A 16776-nucleotide genomic window follows, 5' to 3' on the forward strand; every position below is an offset into this window, starting at 1 on the left:
GGAAGGTGACGAAGGATCAGCCCTTGAAACGCGGGAACGCGGAACGCCCGGCGTAGACCGCGGCGTCCTCGAGGGTCTCCTCGATGCGCAGGAGCTGGTTGTACTTCGCGACGCGGTCGGAACGGGCCGGGGCACCGGTCTTGATCTGGCCGCAGTTGGTGGCGACGGCCAGGTCGGCGATGGTGGTGTCCTCGGTCTCACCGGAGCGGTGCGACATCATGCAGCGGTAGCCGTTGCGGTGGGCCAGCTCGACGGCGTCGAGGGTCTCGGTCAGGGTGCCGATCTGGTTCACCTTCACCAGCAGCGCGTTGGCGGTGTTGGTGTCGATGCCGCGCTGGAGGCGCTCGGGGTTGGTGACGAACAGGTCGTCACCGACGAGCTGGACCTTGGCGCCCAGACGCTCGGTGATGGCCTTCCAGCCGTCCCAGTCCTCCTCGTTCAGCGGGTCCTCGATGGACACCAGCGGGTAGGCGTCGACCCACTCGGCGTAGATGTCGATCATCTCATCGGCGGACTTCGAGGTGCCCTCGAACGTGTAGACGCCGTTCTCCTCGAACTCCGAGGCGGCGACGTCCAGCGCGAGCGCCACGTCGGTGCCGGGCTCGTAGCCGGCCTTCTGGATGGCCTCGATGATCAGGTCGAGGGCCGCACGGTTCGACTCGAGGTTCGGGGCGAAACCACCCTCGTCGCCGAGACCGGTGGAGAGGCCCTTCTCCTTCAGGACGGACTTGAGGTTGTGGTACACCTCGGCGCCCATGGCCAGGGCGTCGGCGAAGGTCTCGGCGCCGATCGGGGCGATCATGAACTCCTGGATGTCCACGTTGGAGTCGGCGTGCGCCCCACCGTTGAGGATGTTCATCATCGGGACGGGCAGGACGTGTGCGTTCGGGCCGCCGATGTAGCGGAACAGCGGCAGGCCGGCCGACTCGGCGGCGGCGTGCGCGACGGCCAGGGAGACGCCCAGCATGGCGTTGGCGCCGAGCTTGCCCTTGTTGTGGGTGCCGTCGAGCTCGATCATCGCGGCGTCGATCTCGCGCTGGTCGGTGGCGTCGAAGCCGATGATCTCCTCGGCGATCGACTCGTTGACGTTCTCAACGGCCTTGAGGACGCCCTTGCCCAGGTAACGGCCCTTGTCGCCGTCACGCAGCTCGACGGCCTCGAACTGGCCGGTGGAGGCGCCGGACGGAACCGCAGCACGGCCCTGGGCGTCATCGTCGAGGAGCACCTCGACCTCGACGGTGGGGTTGCCTCGGGAGTCGAGGATCTCGCGAGCGGTGACGATGTCGATGAGTGCCACGGTGACTTGCCTTTCGTCGGCGGTTGACTTCGCGGCCAGCCTATCGCTCCGCCGGGACCCCGTCCCTCCGGTTTGCCCTGTTGCCGGACCACGCCCCGGACGCGGGCGGGTCAGGACCGCTCGGCCGAGCGCACGGCGTCCTCCAACGCCCGGACGGCGTCGCGGACAGCCTGGTCGGCGTCCACCCCGGACGCCTGCGCGCGGGCCACCAGCGCCACGATCGACTCCCCCACCTCGGCCGCCGACAGCGGCTCGTCCGGCAGGTCGATCCGGACGCCGTGGGACCGTGCCCGCCCCACGACCTTCATCGTCCGCGCCAGGGCGTTCAGCGGCGGAATGCCCTCCAGGGCGGACGTGCGGCCCTTCTCGGCGCGCTTGCGCGCCTCCCACGAGCCGATGAGGTCGTCGGGGACGTCCCCGTCACCGAAGACGTACGGGTGCCGCGCGACGAGCTTGTCGGCGATGCCCCGGGCCACGTCCTCGATGTCGAACCGCCCCTCGGTGCGGGCGATCTCGGCGTGGAACACCACCTGCAGCAGCAGGTCGCCGAGTTCCTCGCGCAGGTGCTCGTCCGAACCCGACTCGATGGCCTCGACCGTCTCGGCCGCCTCCTCCACCAGATGGGTGACGAGCGAGCGATGGGTCTGCTCGGCGTCCCACGGACAGCCCGCACGGAGTGCCGCCATCACGTCGAGGAGACGCTCGACCTCGGTGTGGGCCACCGGACGGAGGCCCCTCAGGCGTTCGCCGTGGCCGCCGAGGACAGCGGGGAGTCCACGATCGTCACGCGCTGCGGATCCCACGCGCCGTAGCGGGGGTTGACGTTGATGTCGAGCTTGTTCAACTCCTCGATGAACCTCTCCTCGCCCAGGTCCTGCAGGAGCACATAGGTCGTGCCGACGGCAGCGGCCCACGGGGCGCCCTTCTCCGTCGCGGCGACGGCTGCGGCTGCCTGGTTCTGGCTGATGACGGCGGCGCCCTGGGCCGGGGAGACCGCGGTGCCGGTCGCCTGCGCGATCTGGCGGGACGCCTCGCCGAGCGTGAGGTCGTAGGTGGCCTGCTTCAGCGCCACGCCGCGATCGGTGCCGGTGACCTCGACGATCGTGTCGGCGACGCCGCGGACCGTGGAGTCCCTGACCGAGACCGACCCGACGCTGGCCGCGTCCGCCGGGTTGCCGGCGCAGCCGGTGAGGGCGAGGGCCGCAACGGCGATGCCGACGGTGAGGACGCGTGCTGCCTTGTTCATCTGCTTCGAACTCCTTGGGGACGATCGGTTCACGGCCGATCCTATCCGGCCGCCGGGGTCAGGACGCCGTGCGCGCGGGCTCCGGTACGAACAGGGCCGTCACCACCTGGGTGGCCCACTCCAGCAGGAGCCCGTCCTTGATCGGCTGGCCCGCGATCGGCGCGGTCATCGGGCGCGGCACGAACAACTGGTGGGTCTGCTGGTTGACCCGGGAGCCCGGGTACATCCGTTGCCGGCGCATCTCGCGCGAGTCCGCCAGCACCGCGGGGCTGAACCGGATCATCGTCCCGGCCGACAGCACCTCCGTGATGCCGACCGAGCGGCACAGGATCCGGAACCGGGTGACCCCGAACAGGTTCTCCACCTGATCCGGCAACGGGCCGTAGCGATCGAGCAGTTCGGCGCGCACGGCGTCCAGCTCGGACTCCTCGCGGACGGACGCGAGCCGCTTGTACATCTCCAGGCGCAGGCGCTCCGACTCCACGTAGTCGGTCGGGAGGTGCGCGTCGACGGCGAGCTCGATCTTCATCTCCGGCTCGGGCTCGGTGGTCTCACCGCGGAACTCCGAGACGGCCTCGCCGACCAGCCGGATGTAGAGGTCGAAGCCGACGTCGGCGATGTGGCCGGACTGCTCCTCGCCCAGCAGGTTGCCCGCGCCGCGGATCTCGAGGTCCTTCATCGCGATGGCCATCCCGGCGCCGAGGTCGGTGTGGGCCGCCATGGTGGCGAGCCGGTCGTGGGCGGTGTCGGTGAGGGGCTTCTCCGGGGGGTAGAGGAAGTAGGCGTACCCGCGCTCGCGGCTGCGGCCGACGCGCCCGCGCAGCTGGTGCAACTGGGAGAGGCCGAGCAGGTCGGCACGCTCGATGATGAGGGTGTTCGCCGTGGAGATGTCCAGGCCCGCCTCGACGATCGTGGTGCAGACCAGCACGTCCGCCTCGCGCTCCCAGAAGTCGACCATCACCCGTTCCAGCTGGGTCTCGTTCATCTGGCCGTGGGCGACCGCGACGCGAGCCTCGGGGACGAGCTCGCGGATGTGGGCCGCCGCCTTCTCGATCGTGTTGACCCGGTTGTGGATGTAGAAGACCTGGCCCTCGCGCGCCAGCTCTCGGCGGATCGCCGCCCGGACCTGGTTGTCATCGGACGGGCCCGCGAAGGTGAGCACCGGATGCCGCTCCTCCGGCGGGGTCGCGATCACGCTCATCTCGCGGATGCCCGTGATGGCCATCTCGAGCGTGCGTGGGATCGGGGTCGCCGACATGGCCAGCACGTCGACGTTGAGGCGCAGCTTCTTCAGGGCCTCCTTGTGGTCGACGCCGAAGCGTTGCTCCTCGTCGATGATGACCAGCCCGAGGTCCTTGAACTGCACCTCGTTGCTGAACAGGCGGTGGGTGCCGACGACGACGTCGATCGAGCCGTCCGCGATGCCCTCGATGGTCCGCTTCGATTCGGCCGGGCTCTGGAACCTGCTGAGCGCCGCCACCTGCACCGGGAACCCCGCGTACCGGTTCGCGAACGTCGCGAAGTGCTGCTGCACCAGCAGGGTCGTCGGCACCAGGACCGCGACCTGCTTGCCGTCCATCACCGCCTTGAACGCGGCACGGACGGCGATCTCGGTCTTGCCGTAGCCCACGTCGCCACAGATGAGCCGGTCCATCGGGACCAGTTGCTCCATGTCGCGCTTGACCTCGGTGATGGCGGACATCTGGTCGGGCGTCTCGACGTAGGTGAAGTTGTCCTCCAGCTCGCGCTGCCAAGGGCTGTCCGGCCCGAACGCGTGGCCCTGGGAGGCCCGGCGCGCGGCGTACAGCTTGATCAGTTCGGCGGCGATCTCGCGCACCGCCTTGCGGGCCCGCGCCTTGCGCTTGTTCCAGTCGGCGCCGCCCATGCGGTCCAGGCTCGGGGCCTCGCCACCGACGTAGCGGGTGACCTGGTCGAGGCTGTCCATGGGCACGAACAGGCGATCCCCGGGCTGCCCACGCTTGGAGCTGGCGTACTCGATGACGAGGTACTCGCGGGTCGCGTTCTGGATCGTCCGGGTCACCATCTCGACGTACCGGCCCACGCCGTGCGCGTCGTGGACGACGTGGTCCCCCGGCTTGAGCTCCAGCGGGTCGATGGCGTTCTTGCGACGCGCGGGCATTTTGCGTTCGGGCTTGTCCGAGCCGCCCTTGATGCCGGCCAGGTCGCCGGACGTGAACACCCACAGGTTGACCGCATCCAGCCGGAAGCCGTGGGGCAGGTCGGCGACGACGATGGATGCCCTGCCGGCGAGGTCGTGTTCGGCGAGGACCTCCCCGAAGCGCTGGGCCCGACCCACGGCGTCCGCCACCAGGACGGTGGTGAAGCCGGACTCCACGGACTCGGACAACGCCTCCACCGCGGCCTCCAGGTCGCCCCGGAACGGCTCGTTCTCCTCGGCCACGATGTGGCGGCTGTCGGGATCCTCGGCGAAGGCGGACAGCGTCCACCACGCCAGGCCACGGCCCAGCGCGTCCGTGCGCACGTCGGCGAGCTGGCGGTAGGCGGACGCCGCGAGGTCGATGGGCGCCTTGCCGCCCTCGGCGGCGGCGGACCACGAGGCGGCCAGGAACTCCTGGCTGGTGGCGTGCAGTTCCAGGGCGCGGGCGCGGACCTTCTCGGGGTCGCTGACGAGCACCACCGTGTCGGCGGGCAGCACGTCGACGAGCAGTTCGAGGCGGTCGACCAGGGCGGGGGCGAGGGCCTCCATGCCGTCGACGGCGTGGCCCTCGGCGATGCGCGTGAACAGTTCGCGCAACTGGTCCGGGACGCCCGTGCGCGTCGCGTGCTCGGCCGCCCGCTCGCGGACCGACGTGGTCAACAGCATCTCGCGGCAGGGGTCGGCGGTCACCTCGGCCATCGTCTCGTCGTGGGAGCGCTGGTCGGCGACGGAGAAGGGCCGGATCTCCTCCACCGTGTCGCCGAAGAAGTCGATGCGCACGGGGTGCTCGAGCGTCGGCGGGAACACGTCGATGATGCCGCCCCGGACCGCGAACTCGCCGCGCCGCTCCACCAGGTCGACGCGCACGTAGGCGGCGTTGACCAGGGCGTGGGCGAGGTCGTCGACGTCGTGGTCCTCCCCCGTGGCGATGCGGACGGGCAGGATGTCGCCCAGACCGGCCACCTGCGGCTGGAGGACGGCGCGAACCGGCGCGATGACGACGCGCGGCGCCGGGAGGTCGGCGTTGCCGGCGAGCCGTCGCAGAACCGCGAGCCGCTTGCCGACGGTGTCCGAGCGGGGGCTGAGCCGCTCGTGCGGGAGCGTCTCCCAGGCCGGGTAGTAGGCCACGGCGTCCCGCCCCAGCAGGAACGCCAGCGTGTCGCGCACCGCCTCCGCCTCGCGGTAGGTGGACGTCACCACCAGCAGCGGCTTGCCCGCGCGTTCGCTGAGGGTGCCTGCGACCAGGGGTCGCAGGGCCGAGGGACAGGTGACGTCGAGGGTGGGCTCGGACCCCGAACGGGCGGCACCGACGAGCTCAGCGACGACGGGTTCGGAGGCGACGAGCTCGATCAGGCCCGGAAGATCCACGCCCGACAGTGTACGACCGGCCCAGGACAGTCCCCTTGCGCCCCCCTCCTCGGGCCGGCGCGGCAACCAGAGCCCGGCGGGTTCCGCGCGGGAGCGCTCACGCCGGTAGCCTGTGATGCGTCCCAGACCGCGTCCAGCACGACCATCCGGAGGGCCCATCGTGTCGAACTCGTCCCATTCCTACGACCTCTTCGTGGTGCCCGGCGGGTCGGCCCTGTCGCCCTTCCGCGCGGCCGCACTCGTGGCCCACCTGCAGGAGGTCGCTCCCGCGGTCACGGGTGTCACGGCCCAGTACGTGCACCTCGTCGCGACCGAGGACGAACTCGACGACGACGCCGCCGAGGCGATCGCCGGCATCCTCGACTACGGCGTCCCCGCGCCGGAGGCCGTCGAGGCCGCCCACACGGCGTCCTTCATCGTGGCCCCACGCCTGGGCACCATCTCGCCGTGGGCGTCCAAGGCGACCGACATCGTCCGCAACTGCGGGCTGGACCTGCACCGGGTCGAGCGCATGACCGAGTACGCGCTCGCCCTCGACGCGGCGCTCACCCACGACGAGTGGCACGCCTGCGCAGCGGTCCTGCACGACCGGATGACCGAATCGGTGCTGCCCGACCGCGAATCCGCCTCCGAGATCTTCGCCGAGAAGGACGCCGAGCCGATGCAGCACGTCGACGTGCTCGGCCACGGCCGCGCCGCCCTGGAGGAGGCCAACACCACCTACGGGCTGGCCCTCTCCGAGGACGAGGTGGACTACCTGATGGACGCCTTCACCGGCCTGGACCGCAACCCCACCGACGTCGAGCTCATGATGTTCGCCCAGATGAACTCCGAGCACTGCCGCCACAAGATCTTCAACGCCGACTTCGTCATCGACGGCGTGCCGCAGGACAGCTCGCTGTTCGGCATGATCCGCCACACCGAGCGCGTCGCGGGCGGGCGCGCGTCCGGCACGGTCGTCGCCTACTCCGACAACTCCTCGATCATGGAGGGCGGCCGGGCCACGCGCTTCCTGCCCGAACCGGACGCCGCGTACTCGGGCCCTGCCCCCTACGCCGAGCGGGAGGGCGAGGTCCACGTCCTGATGAAGGTCGAGACCCACAACCACCCGACCGCGATCTCGCCGTTCCCGGGCGCCGCGACGGGTTCGGGCGGTGAGATCCGCGACGAGGGCGCGACCGGCCGAGGCTCGCAGCCCAAGGCGGGCCTGACCGGCTTCGTCGTGTCGAACCTGAACCTGCCCGGCACCGACGAGCCGTGGGAGGCCGAGCACTACGGCGCACCCGACCACATCGCCTCGCCGCTGGAGATCATGCGGGACGCCCCGCTGGGAGCCGCGGCGTTCAACAACGAGTTCGGACGCCCCGGGCTCGGCGGGTTCTTCCGCGTCTACGAGCAGACGGTGGACGGCGTTCGCCGGGGCTACCACAAGCCGATCATGAGCGCCGGCGGCCTGGGCTCGATCGCGGTGGAGCAGACCCAGAAGGTGCCGTTCGGCGAGGGCTCGCTGCTCATCCAGCTGGGCGGCCCCGGCATGCGGATCGGGATGGGCGGAGGCGCGGCGTCCTCGATGGCGGCGGGCACGAACGCCGCCGAGCTCGACTTCGACTCGGTCCAGCGCGGCAACCCCGAGATGGAGCGCCGCGCACAGGAGGTCATCACGGCCTGCGCCGCCCTGGGGGCCGACAATCCGATCCTCGCGATCCACGACGTGGGTGCGGGTGGCTTGTCGAACGCGTTCCCCGAACTGGTGAACGACGCCGGCATGGGCGCCCGCTTCGACCTGGACGCCGTGCCCTTGGAGGAGTCGGGCCTGGCACCGAAGGAGATGTGGTCGAACGAGAGCCAGGAGCGCTACGTCCTGGCCATCGCCCCGGAGTCGCTCGAACGCTTCAGCGCCATCTGTGCCCGCGAGCGCGCGCCGTTCGCCGTGGTCGGGCGGGCCTTCGACGACGGGCAGCTCGTCCTGGCCGAGGACGGGATCGAGGCCGGCCCCGGCGAGGACCCGGCCGTCGACATGCCCCTGTTCACACTGCTGGGCAAGCCGCCGAGGATGACGCGCGACGTGTCCCGCCTCACCTGGTCCGCCCCCGCCCTGGACCTGGCGCGGTTCGACGACGCGGACGCGCTGCGCACGGCCGCCTACGCGGTGCTGCGCCACCCGAGCGTCGCGTCCAAGCGGTTCCTGGTCACGATCGGCGACCGGACCGTCGGCGGCCTCAGCCACCGCGACCAGATGGTCGGCCCCTGGCAGGTCCCCGTCGCCGACGTCGCCGTCACGCTGACCGACCAGGTCGGCTTCTCCGGCCAGGCGATGAGTTCGGGCGAGCGCATGCCGCTGGCGTCGGTGGATGCCCCCGCGTCGGGCCGGATGGCCGTCGGCGAGGCGATCACCAACCTCCTGGCCGCGCCGATCACCCTGCCCCGCGTGAAGCTGTCGGCCAACTGGATGGCCGCCTGCGGCGAGCCGGGCGAGGACGCCGCCCTCTACGACACGGTGCGCGCCGTCGCGATGGAGCTGTGCCCCGCGCTGGGGATCAGCATCCCGGTGGGCAAGGACTCGCTGTCCATGCGCACCCGGTGGGACGCCGAGGGCGAGAGCAAGCAGGTCACGTCCCCGGTGTCGCTGGTGGTGTCGGCGTTCGCCTCCCTGGCGGACGTCCGGGGCACCCTCACCCCGCAGGCGGGCGCCGACCAGGCGCTCCTGCTGGTCGACCTGGGCGCCGGCGCCAACCGCCTCGGCGGTTCGATGTTCGCCCAGGTGAACGACGAGTTCGGCGACGCGGTGCCGGACCTCGACGAGCCGCAGCGCCTCATCGCGCTCGTGGACGCCGTGAACGAGCTGCGGTCCGGCGGCCTCGTCGCCGCCTACCACGACCGCTCCGACGGTGGCCTGTGGGCCGCCGCCGTGGAGATGGGGCTGGCGGGCGCCGTCGGCCTCAGCCTCGACGTCCCGTCCGTTGCCGCCCTCTTCACCGAGGAGCTCGGCGCGGTGCTGGCCGTGCCCGCGGAATCCGTCACGCAGGCGCGGGAGGTGCTGGCCGGGCACGGCCTGAGCGACCTCACCAGCGTGATCGGCTCGACGCGCGCCGAGCGCCGCGTGGCGGTGTCGGTGGGCGGGCGTCCGGTGCTGGACGAGGCGCTGCGTGAGCTCGGCCGGGCGTGGGACGAGGTGTCCTGGCGCATCGCCGCCCTGCGCGACAACCCGGAGTGCGCGGACGCCGAGCACGCCGCCTTCGCGTCCGACGAGGACCCGGGTCTGCACGTGGAGACGACCTTCGACGTCCGTGAGGACGTCGCCGCCCCGTTCATCGTGAAGGGGGCGCGACCCACGGTCGCGATCCTGCGCGAGCAGGGCGTGAACAGCCACGTCGAGACGGCCTACGCCTTCCACAAGGCGGGCTTCGAGGCCGTCGACGTCCACATGACCGACCTGCAGAACGGTCGCTTCGACCTGGCCGACGCGGCCGGACTCGTCGCGGTCGGCGGCTTCTCCTACGGCGACACCCTGGGTGCCGGCGAGGGCTGGGCCCGGTCGATCCTGCACAACGCGGCCCTGACCGAGGCGTTCGGCTCGTTCTTCGCCCGTCCCGACACCTTCGGGCTGGGCATCTGCAACGGCTGCCAGATGTTCGGCGCGCTCGCGGACCTGATTCCCGGCGCGGAGGCCTGGCCGCTGTTCCGGCGCAACACCTCCGAGCAGTTCGAGGCGCGCCTGTCGCTGGTCGAGGTGCTGGACTCCCCCTCGATCTTCACCGCCGGCATGGCGGGGTCGCGGATCCCGATCGCGGTGTCCCACGGCGAGGGACGCGCGGACTTCTCCACGCGCGGCGACCAGGGAGCCGTCCAGCGGACGCTGCGGTTCGTCGACAACCACGGCAACCCCACCGAGGCGTACCCGGCCAACCCCAACGGCTCCGCCGATGGCCTCACCGCGGTGACCACGCCGGACGGTCGGTTCACCGCGATGATGCCCCACCCGGAGCGGGTGCTGCGCAACATCCAGATGAGCTGGACGAGCGGCCCGGCCGACGAGGCGAGCCCGTGGCTGCGGATGTTCCGCAACGCGCGAGCGCACGTGGGCTGATCCACCCGAGCGGGTTCGTCCAGCCCGCCGCCCGACCTCCTGAGGCGGAGCCGTGGCCGCGCCGGATCAGCCGATCGAGGCGTGCCACTCCTGCAGCGACTTCACGCCCTCGGTGCCCCGCTTGTGGGCGGCGATGCCGATGGCCGCGGCATACGCCTCGGAGGTCGTCGTGATGTAGGGGACCCGGGCCCGGATCGCGGCCTTGCGGATGTAGGAGTCGTCGTACTCCGACGCCCGCCCGGCCGGGGTGTTGATGACCAGCTGCACCTGTCCCTCGCGGATCAGGTCGGCCATGTTGGGCGACCCCTCGTGCAGCTTGTTGACGACAGCGGCCCCGATCCCGTGCGAACCCAGGAAGGCCACGGTGCCCGCGGAGCCCAGGAGCGTGAAGCCGTTGTCGACGAAGGTGCGGGCCGCGACGAGGAGGTTGTGTCCCGGGCTGCCCTCGCCCGTGTCGATGCGGTCACGCTCGGCGATCGTCACCAGCACCGTGCCCTCGACCGGCAGCACGGTCTGCGTCGCCTCCTGGCTCTTGAAGAACGCCAGCCCGGGGTTGGACGCCAGACCCAGCACCTCACCGGTCGAGCGCATCTCGGGGCCGAGCAGCGGGTCGACCTCGGGGAACATGTTGAACGGGAACACGGACTCCTTCGCCCCGAAGAACGGGACGTGCCGCTTCTGGAGGTTCAGCGAGGCCAGCGACTCACCCAGCATGAGGCGCGTCGCCAGCGAGGCCATGTTGACGTCGCAGACCTTCGACACCAGCGGCACGGTGCGGGACGCGCGCGGATTGGCCTCGAGCACGTAGACGACCCCGTCGAGGATCGCGTACTGGATGTTCATCAGGCCCACCACGCCCAGCTCGATCGCGATGCGCCGGGTGTAGTCCTCGATGATGGCGAGCTGGTCGTCCGGGATCGTCACCGACGGCACCATGCACGCCGAGTCACCCGAGTGGATGCCCGCGTACTCGATGTGTTCCATCACCGCGGGCACGAACGCGTCGGTGCCGTCACACACGGCGTCCGCCTCGCACTCCAGGGCGTTCTCGAGGAACCGGTCGATCAGGATCGGACGGTCCGGGGTGACCCCCTCGGCGGCGTCCATGTAGCGGCGCAGGTTCTCGGCGTCGTGGATGATCTCCATACCGCGCCCGCCCAGCACGTAGCTGGGGCGCACGATGACCGGATACCCGATCCCGGACGCCACGGCCACGGCCTCGTCGGTGGTGACGGCCATCCCCGCCGCCGGCATCGGGATCCCGAGCCGGTCCATGATGGCGCGGAACTGGTCGCGGTCCTCGGCGAGGTCGATCGTGTCGGGGCTGGTGCCGATGATCGGCACGCCGGCCTCCTGCAGCGCACGGGCGATGTTCAGCGGGGTCTGGCCACCGAACTGGCAGACGACGCCCTCGGGCTTCTCGCGCTCGACGATGGCCAGCACGTCCTCGACGGTGAGCGGCTCGAAGTAGAGCTTGTCGGAGGTGTCGTAGTCGGTGGACACGGTCTCGGGGTTGCAGTTGACCATGATCGTCTCGAAGCCGGCGTCGCGCAGCGTGTAGGCGGCGTGGACGCAGCAGTAGTCGAACTCGATGCCCTGGCCGATGCGGTTGGGGCCACCGCCCAGCACCATCACCTTGCGCTTGTCGGAGACGGGCTCGGGGTCGGGCAGCGGGTTCGGGCGCTCCGGGGCGTAGGTGGAGAAGTAGTACTCGGCCCCCTCGACGCCGGAGACCGGGACGGCCTCGTAGCGGTGGACGATGCCCTCGGCGATGCGGCGTTCACGGAGCTCGGTCTCCGGCACCCCGATGATGCGGGCGAGGTACGCGTCGCCGTGACCCACCTCCTTGGCGCGGCGCAGCAGGTCGGTGGGGAGATCGGCGAGGCGTCCGGCGTACTCCTCGACCTCGGTCTCGACGGCCAGCATCTCGGCCATCTGCTCGACGAACCAGGCCTTGATGTGGGTGAGCTCCGCCAGCTGGTGGCTGGTCGCGCCGGCCCGCAGGGCCTCGTACATGAGGTACTGGCGATCCGAGCTGGGCTCCTCCAGGCGGGCGAGCAGTTCGTCCAGGCCGAGGGTGCGGAAGTCGGACGCGTTGCCGAGGCCGAGGCGTCCGTTCTCGAGGCCGCGGATGGCCTTGCCGAACGCTTCCTTGTAGTCCTTGCCGATGCTCATGACCTCGCCGACCGCGCGCATCTGGGTCCCGAGCCTGTCGACGGCGCCCGGGAACTTCTCGAACGCCCAGCGCGCGAACTTGGCCACGACGTAGTCGCCGTCGGGGGTGTACCGGTCGAGGGTGCCGTCGCGCCAGTAGGGGATCTCGTCGAGCGTCAGCCCGGCGGCCAGCAGCGTCGACACCATGGCGATCGGCAGGCCGGTCGCCTTGGACGCCAGCGCCGAGGACCGCGACGTGCGCGGGTTGATCTCGATGACGACGAGGCGTCCGGTCTCCGGGTTGTGGGCGAGCTGCACGTTGGTGCCGCCGATGACGCCGATCTCGGAGACGATCCGGTGGGCGGTCTCCTCGCAACGCTTCTGCAGTTCGGGGCTGATGGTCACCATGGGCGCGTTGCAGTAGGAGTCGCCGGTGTGGACGCCCACGGCGTCCACGTTCTCGATGAAGCAGACGCTGATCATCTGGTTCTTCGCATCGCGGATGACCTCGACCTCCAGCTCCTCCCAGCCGAGGATCGACTCCTCGACGAGGATCTGGTTGATCGGCGAGGCCTGGAGGCCACGGAACGCGATGGTCTGCATCTCCTCATCGGAGTGCACGAAGCCGCCGCCGGTGCCGCCCATCGTGTAGGCGGGGCGGACCACGATCGGGTAGCCGATCTCGTGGGCGAAGGCGAGGGCGCCCTCGATGCTCTCCACCGTCTTGGAGCGCGGCATGTCGACGCCGATCTCGGCCATGGTGCGCTTGAACGTCTCGCGGTCCTCGCCACGCTCGATGACGTCGTGGGTGATGCCGATCATCCGCACGCCGTTCGCCTCGAGGATGCCCGCCCTGTCGAGCGCGGTCGACAGGTTGAGGCCGGTCTGACCGCCGAGGTTGGGCAGCAGGGCGTCTGGCCTGGAGGCCTTGATGACCTGCTCGAGCGTCGGCACATTGAGCGGCTCGATGTAGGTCTCGTCCGCCATGACGGGGTCGGTCATGATCGTCGCCGGGTTGGAGTTGACGAGGGCCACCTCGTAGCCGAGCCCGCGCAGGGCCTTGCAGGCCTGGGTGCCCGAGTAGTCGAACTCACAGGCCTGCCCGATCACGATGGGCCCTGACCCAATGATGAGGACCTTGTTGATGTCTTCGCGCTTGGGCATGCGTATTCCTCCGTGCTGCAGGTAGGGCGTCGACCACCCTAACCCGTCTTCGCTCCGCGCGCGGCACCCGTCCGTCCGGCGGCTGCGCGGGAGTGGGCGGACACGGACTGCGCCGGCCCCGAGCCCTACGAATTGAAGCGGTTCTGGGTGGCCGCGAGGCCCTCGTTGATGAGCGACTCGACCGCGTCGGCGACGCGGGAGGTCTCGACGGCGTACTCCTCGCGGAGGCTGGCCGGGAGGGGCGCCAGGACGTACGCGGCCGGGTCCTGCCGGCCGGGCGGCCGCCCGATGCCGTAGCGGACCCGCAGGAAGTCGCCGGTGCCCAGGTGCGCCCGCATGGAGCGCAGGCCGTTGTGCCCGTTGTCCCCGCCGCCCGACTTCAGGCGCAGCTGGCCGAACTCGAGGTCGAGTTCGTCGTGGATGGCCACCACGTGGTTGGGAGTGATCTTGTGGAACGCGGCGACCTTGGCCACCGACGCGCCCGACTCATTCATGAAGGTCCGCGGCTTCAGCAGGACGACACGCGTGGCGTCCACCCCGACACCCCCCATGCCGGACGCGGTGAGGCGCGCCTCGGCGACGTCCCCGCGCATGCCGCGCGGGGCCGACCAGGAAGCGCGCGCACGTGCGGCCAGTTCGTCGACGACCATGAAGCCGACGTTGTGCCGGGTGGACGCGTAGGTCGGGCCCGGATTCCCGAGCCCGACCACGAGCCATGCAGCCAAGGTGGATTACTCCGCGTCGGCCTCGGCGGCCTCGGCCGGGGCTGCGGCCCCCGCACCCTCCGGCGACTCGAGCGAGGCCTCGAGGGCCTCCTCGGACATCGGGGCGGCGACCGTGAGGACGAGCTCCTCCGGGTCACCGGCGATGGTCGAGCCCTCGGGCAGGGTCAGGTCGGCGGCGGCGAGCTGGTGGCCGATGCCGAAGCTGGTGACGTCGATCTCGACGTGCGCCGGGATGTGGGTGGCCTCGGCCTGCAGGGCGATGGTCTGGAGGTCCATGTTGAGGATGCCCTCCTCGACCTCGCCCACGACGACGAGCGGAACCTCGACGACGACCTTCTCGCCGCGCTTCACGATGAGCAGGTCGACGTGCTCGAGGAAGCCCTTGATCGGGTCGCGCTGGACCTGCTTGGGCAGCGCCAGCTGCTCCTTGCCGCCGTCGATCGAGATCGCCAGCAGTGCGTTGGCGGTGCGCAGCGCGAGCAGGGTCTCGTGGCCCGGCAGCGCGATGTGGACGGGCTCGGCGCCGTGGCCGTAGATGACCGCGGGCACCTTGTGCTCACGGCGCAGGCGGCGCGCGGCGCCCTTGCCGAACTCGGTACGCGAGTCGGCGGCGAGCTTGATGCTGTTCGACATGGTGGTTCTCCTCAACCTTGCTTCGAAGGACGCGTGGGCCTGGGCAAGGGAGCGCCATGTCGATCACGGGACCTCGGGTCCCCTCGCCAAGCAACCGCTCCATGCTAGCGGACGCCGCGGGCGCGGCCCAAACGCGGACCGGGCCGGCGTCCCGGGCCTGGGGCCCGGGACGCCGACCCGGTAGTGGCGACAGGGAGGGTGTCAGCCGCGTCGTTCCGCGATCAACTGCCTGAGCACGCCGGGCTCCAGCTCGGCCAGTTCGCCGACCAGGATCTGCTTCTCCAGCCGCTCGAGCTCGGCGAGCGAGAGGGTGGACAGGCGGGCGATGATTGCCTGGCGGGCCTCGTCGGGCGCAAGCTGGGGCTGCGGCGTCGGGGACGGAGCCGACTTGCCCAGGTCACGCCTGCCACCGCCCTTCGGCACGGTCATCGTGATCGACAGGATGGCCAGGACGCAGAAGAGCAGGTTCACGCCGATGGCGATCATGCCGGCGGCACGCAGGCCGGTGTTGGTCTGGGCGCCCTCCATCGTGACGACATTGCCCAGGAACTGGCCACCCGCGCCCGCCATGCCGGTGAAGACGGCGAGCGAGACGGCGGCGCCGATCGCGCCACCCAGCGAGGAGGCCATCTTGTAGATGCCCGCGCCCGCGCCGGCCTGGTCGGCCGGCAGGTTGCTCAGCGCGGCGTCCGTCGAGGGCGTCGCGTAGAAGGCGAGGCCGAGGCCGAACAGCGAGTAGGCGATGATCGCGAGGACCACGTACTGTCCGATGAGCAGGTGGGTCATCATCAACAGCAAGCAGGCGACGATCACGATGATCGCGCCCCAGATCATCGGCTTGCGGGGCCCGAAGCGCTGCAGCAGCTTCTCTCCGACCCGGATGAAGGCGATGATGAAGATGCCGTAACCCAGCGTCAAGAGGCCGGCGTCCAAGGCGCTGTACGCGCCGCCCTGGGGGCACATGCCCGCCGCGTCACGCGGCACCCGGCATCCAGCCAGTTGGATGAGCTGCTGTGACACGATGAGCAGGCCGATGGTGCCGTTGAGCAGGAAGTTCGAGATCGTGGCACCGGTGAACGTGGTGTTCTTGAACAGGTTGAAGTCGATGAACGGGCTCGCCTGCTTCCGCTCCCAGATCACGAAGAACACCCAGGCCACGGCGGCGACGACAGCCAGGATCAGCACGATCGCGCTGCCCCATCCGAGCTTGGAGCCGAACAGGAGCACGATCATGAGGCCCAGCGTGCCGACGATGAACAGCACGAGGCCGACGATGTCGAACGCCTTCTTGGACTTCTGCTGGACCTTGCTCTCGGGGGTGCCGAGGATCATGAAGAACGAGATCGCGGAGATCACGATCGACACGATGAAGATGCCGCGCCACCCGACGTAGTTGACGACGGCGCCGCCGAAGAGCGCGGCGAGGCCGGAGCCGCCCCACGAACCGATCGACCACATCGAGACGGCGCGCTGGCGACCGGCGCCGTCCCAGTACGTCTTCACCAAGGCCATCGTCGACGGCATGATGCAGGCCGCTGAGAAGCCCTGGACCGCGCGTCCCGTGATGAGCAGCGGGAGGGCGAGCGGGCCGGCGGCGAAGACCAGGAGGAGCGAGCCGACGATGCCCATGACCAGACCGATGAGGGCGATCTTGACGCGGCCGACCTTGTCGGCCATGCCGCCCATCAGGACGATGAACAGGCCGGAGAAGAGTGCGGTGATCGAGACGGCCAGGTTCATGGACGCTGCGTCGACGTACTCCATGCCCCCCGCGTTGATGTCGCGCAGGATCGCGGGCGCGACGGTGCCGGCGGTGCCGGCGAACAGCCAGAAGGTGACGACGCCGAGGACGATGCCCCACAGCAGCTTTTCCGTGCCCTGGTAGCCCTGCTTCTCCGCGACAGGTGCAGCAGTGGTCATGAT

The 16776-nt window shown here is 70.5% G+C and carries 9 protein-coding genes; 1 reads left to right on the forward strand and 8 read right to left on the reverse strand.

Going from position 1 to position 16776, the window contains the following annotated elements:
- Positions 1-16 precede the first annotated feature (16 nt).
- The 4 genes from eno to mfd all read right to left on the reverse strand — a co-directional run bounded on the left by eno (position 17) and on the right by mfd (position 6090).
- On the reverse strand, positions 17-1297 hold the full coding sequence (eno, locus tag AC5YDA_RS11315; protein ID WP_496188517.1) for a phosphopyruvate hydratase: 1281 nt from the start codon (positions 1295-1297) through the stop codon (positions 17-19).
- Between the two features lie 110 nt (positions 1298-1407).
- The gene (locus AC5YDA_RS11320) at positions 1408-1983 is read right to left on the reverse strand and encodes a nucleoside triphosphate pyrophosphohydrolase (protein ID WP_496188550.1); all 576 of its coding nucleotides are present in this window, start codon (positions 1981-1983) and stop codon (positions 1408-1410) included.
- A gap of 50 nt (positions 1984-2033) precedes the next feature.
- Positions 2034-2543, reverse strand: a complete 510-nt coding sequence (locus AC5YDA_RS11325; RefSeq protein ID WP_496188516.1) for a hypothetical protein — start codon at positions 2541-2543, stop codon at positions 2034-2036.
- Between the two features lie 58 nt (positions 2544-2601).
- The gene (gene mfd, locus AC5YDA_RS11330; RefSeq protein ID WP_496188515.1) at positions 2602-6090 is read right to left on the reverse strand and encodes a transcription-repair coupling factor; all 3489 of its coding nucleotides are present in this window, start codon (positions 6088-6090) and stop codon (positions 2602-2604) included.
- 160 nt (positions 6091-6250) lie between these two features.
- Here mfd and purL point away from each other — a divergent pair, with 160 nt between their 5' ends.
- The gene (gene purL, locus AC5YDA_RS11335; protein ID WP_496188514.1) at positions 6251-10177 is read left to right on the forward strand and encodes a phosphoribosylformylglycinamidine synthase; all 3927 of its coding nucleotides are present in this window, start codon (positions 6251-6253) and stop codon (positions 10175-10177) included.
- Between the two features lie 66 nt (positions 10178-10243).
- Here purL and carB read toward each other — a convergent pair whose 3' ends face one another.
- The 4 genes from carB to AC5YDA_RS11355 all read right to left on the reverse strand — a co-directional run bounded on the left by carB (position 10244) and on the right by AC5YDA_RS11355 (position 16773).
- Positions 10244-13495, reverse strand: coding sequence for a carbamoyl-phosphate synthase large subunit (gene carB / locus AC5YDA_RS11340; protein WP_496188513.1), 3252 nt, complete (start codon positions 13493-13495; stop codon positions 10244-10246).
- A gap of 125 nt (positions 13496-13620) precedes the next feature.
- Complete coding sequence (gene pth, locus AC5YDA_RS11345) at positions 13621-14220, reverse strand: aminoacyl-tRNA hydrolase (protein ID WP_496188512.1); 600 nt, start codon at positions 14218-14220, stop codon at positions 13621-13623.
- 6 nt (positions 14221-14226) lie between these two features.
- Positions 14227-14853, reverse strand: coding sequence for a 50S ribosomal protein L25/general stress protein Ctc (locus AC5YDA_RS11350; RefSeq protein WP_496188511.1), 627 nt, complete (start codon positions 14851-14853; stop codon positions 14227-14229).
- Between the two features lie 201 nt (positions 14854-15054).
- Entirely contained in the window at positions 15055-16773 is a 1719-nt protein-coding gene (locus tag AC5YDA_RS11355) for an MFS transporter (RefSeq protein WP_496188508.1), read from the reverse strand.
- Positions 16774-16776 lie beyond the last annotated feature (3 nt).

The sequence above is a fragment of the Propioniciclava sp. LT294 genome (assembly GCF_059516005.1).

Bases quoted from the DNA above. Each gene is read 5' to 3' on its own strand.
- AC5YDA_RS11320 (WP_496188550.1), bottom strand. From the start codon at position 1,983: ATGGCGGCACTCCGTGCGGGCTGTCCGTGGGACGCCGAGCAGACCCAT.
- carB (WP_496188513.1), bottom strand. From the start codon at position 13,495: ATGCCCAAGCGCGAAGACATCAACAAGGTCCTCATCATTGGGTCAGGG.
- AC5YDA_RS11350 (WP_496188511.1), bottom strand. From the start codon at position 14,853: ATGTCGAACAGCATCAAGCTCGCCGCCGACTCGCGTACCGAGTTCGGC.
- AC5YDA_RS11325 (WP_496188516.1), bottom strand. From the start codon at position 2,543: ATGAACAAGGCAGCACGCGTCCTCACCGTCGGCATCGCCGTTGCGGCC.
- AC5YDA_RS11355 (WP_496188508.1), bottom strand. From the start codon at position 16,773: ATGACCACTGCTGCACCTGTCGCGGAGAAGCAGGGCTACCAGGGCACG.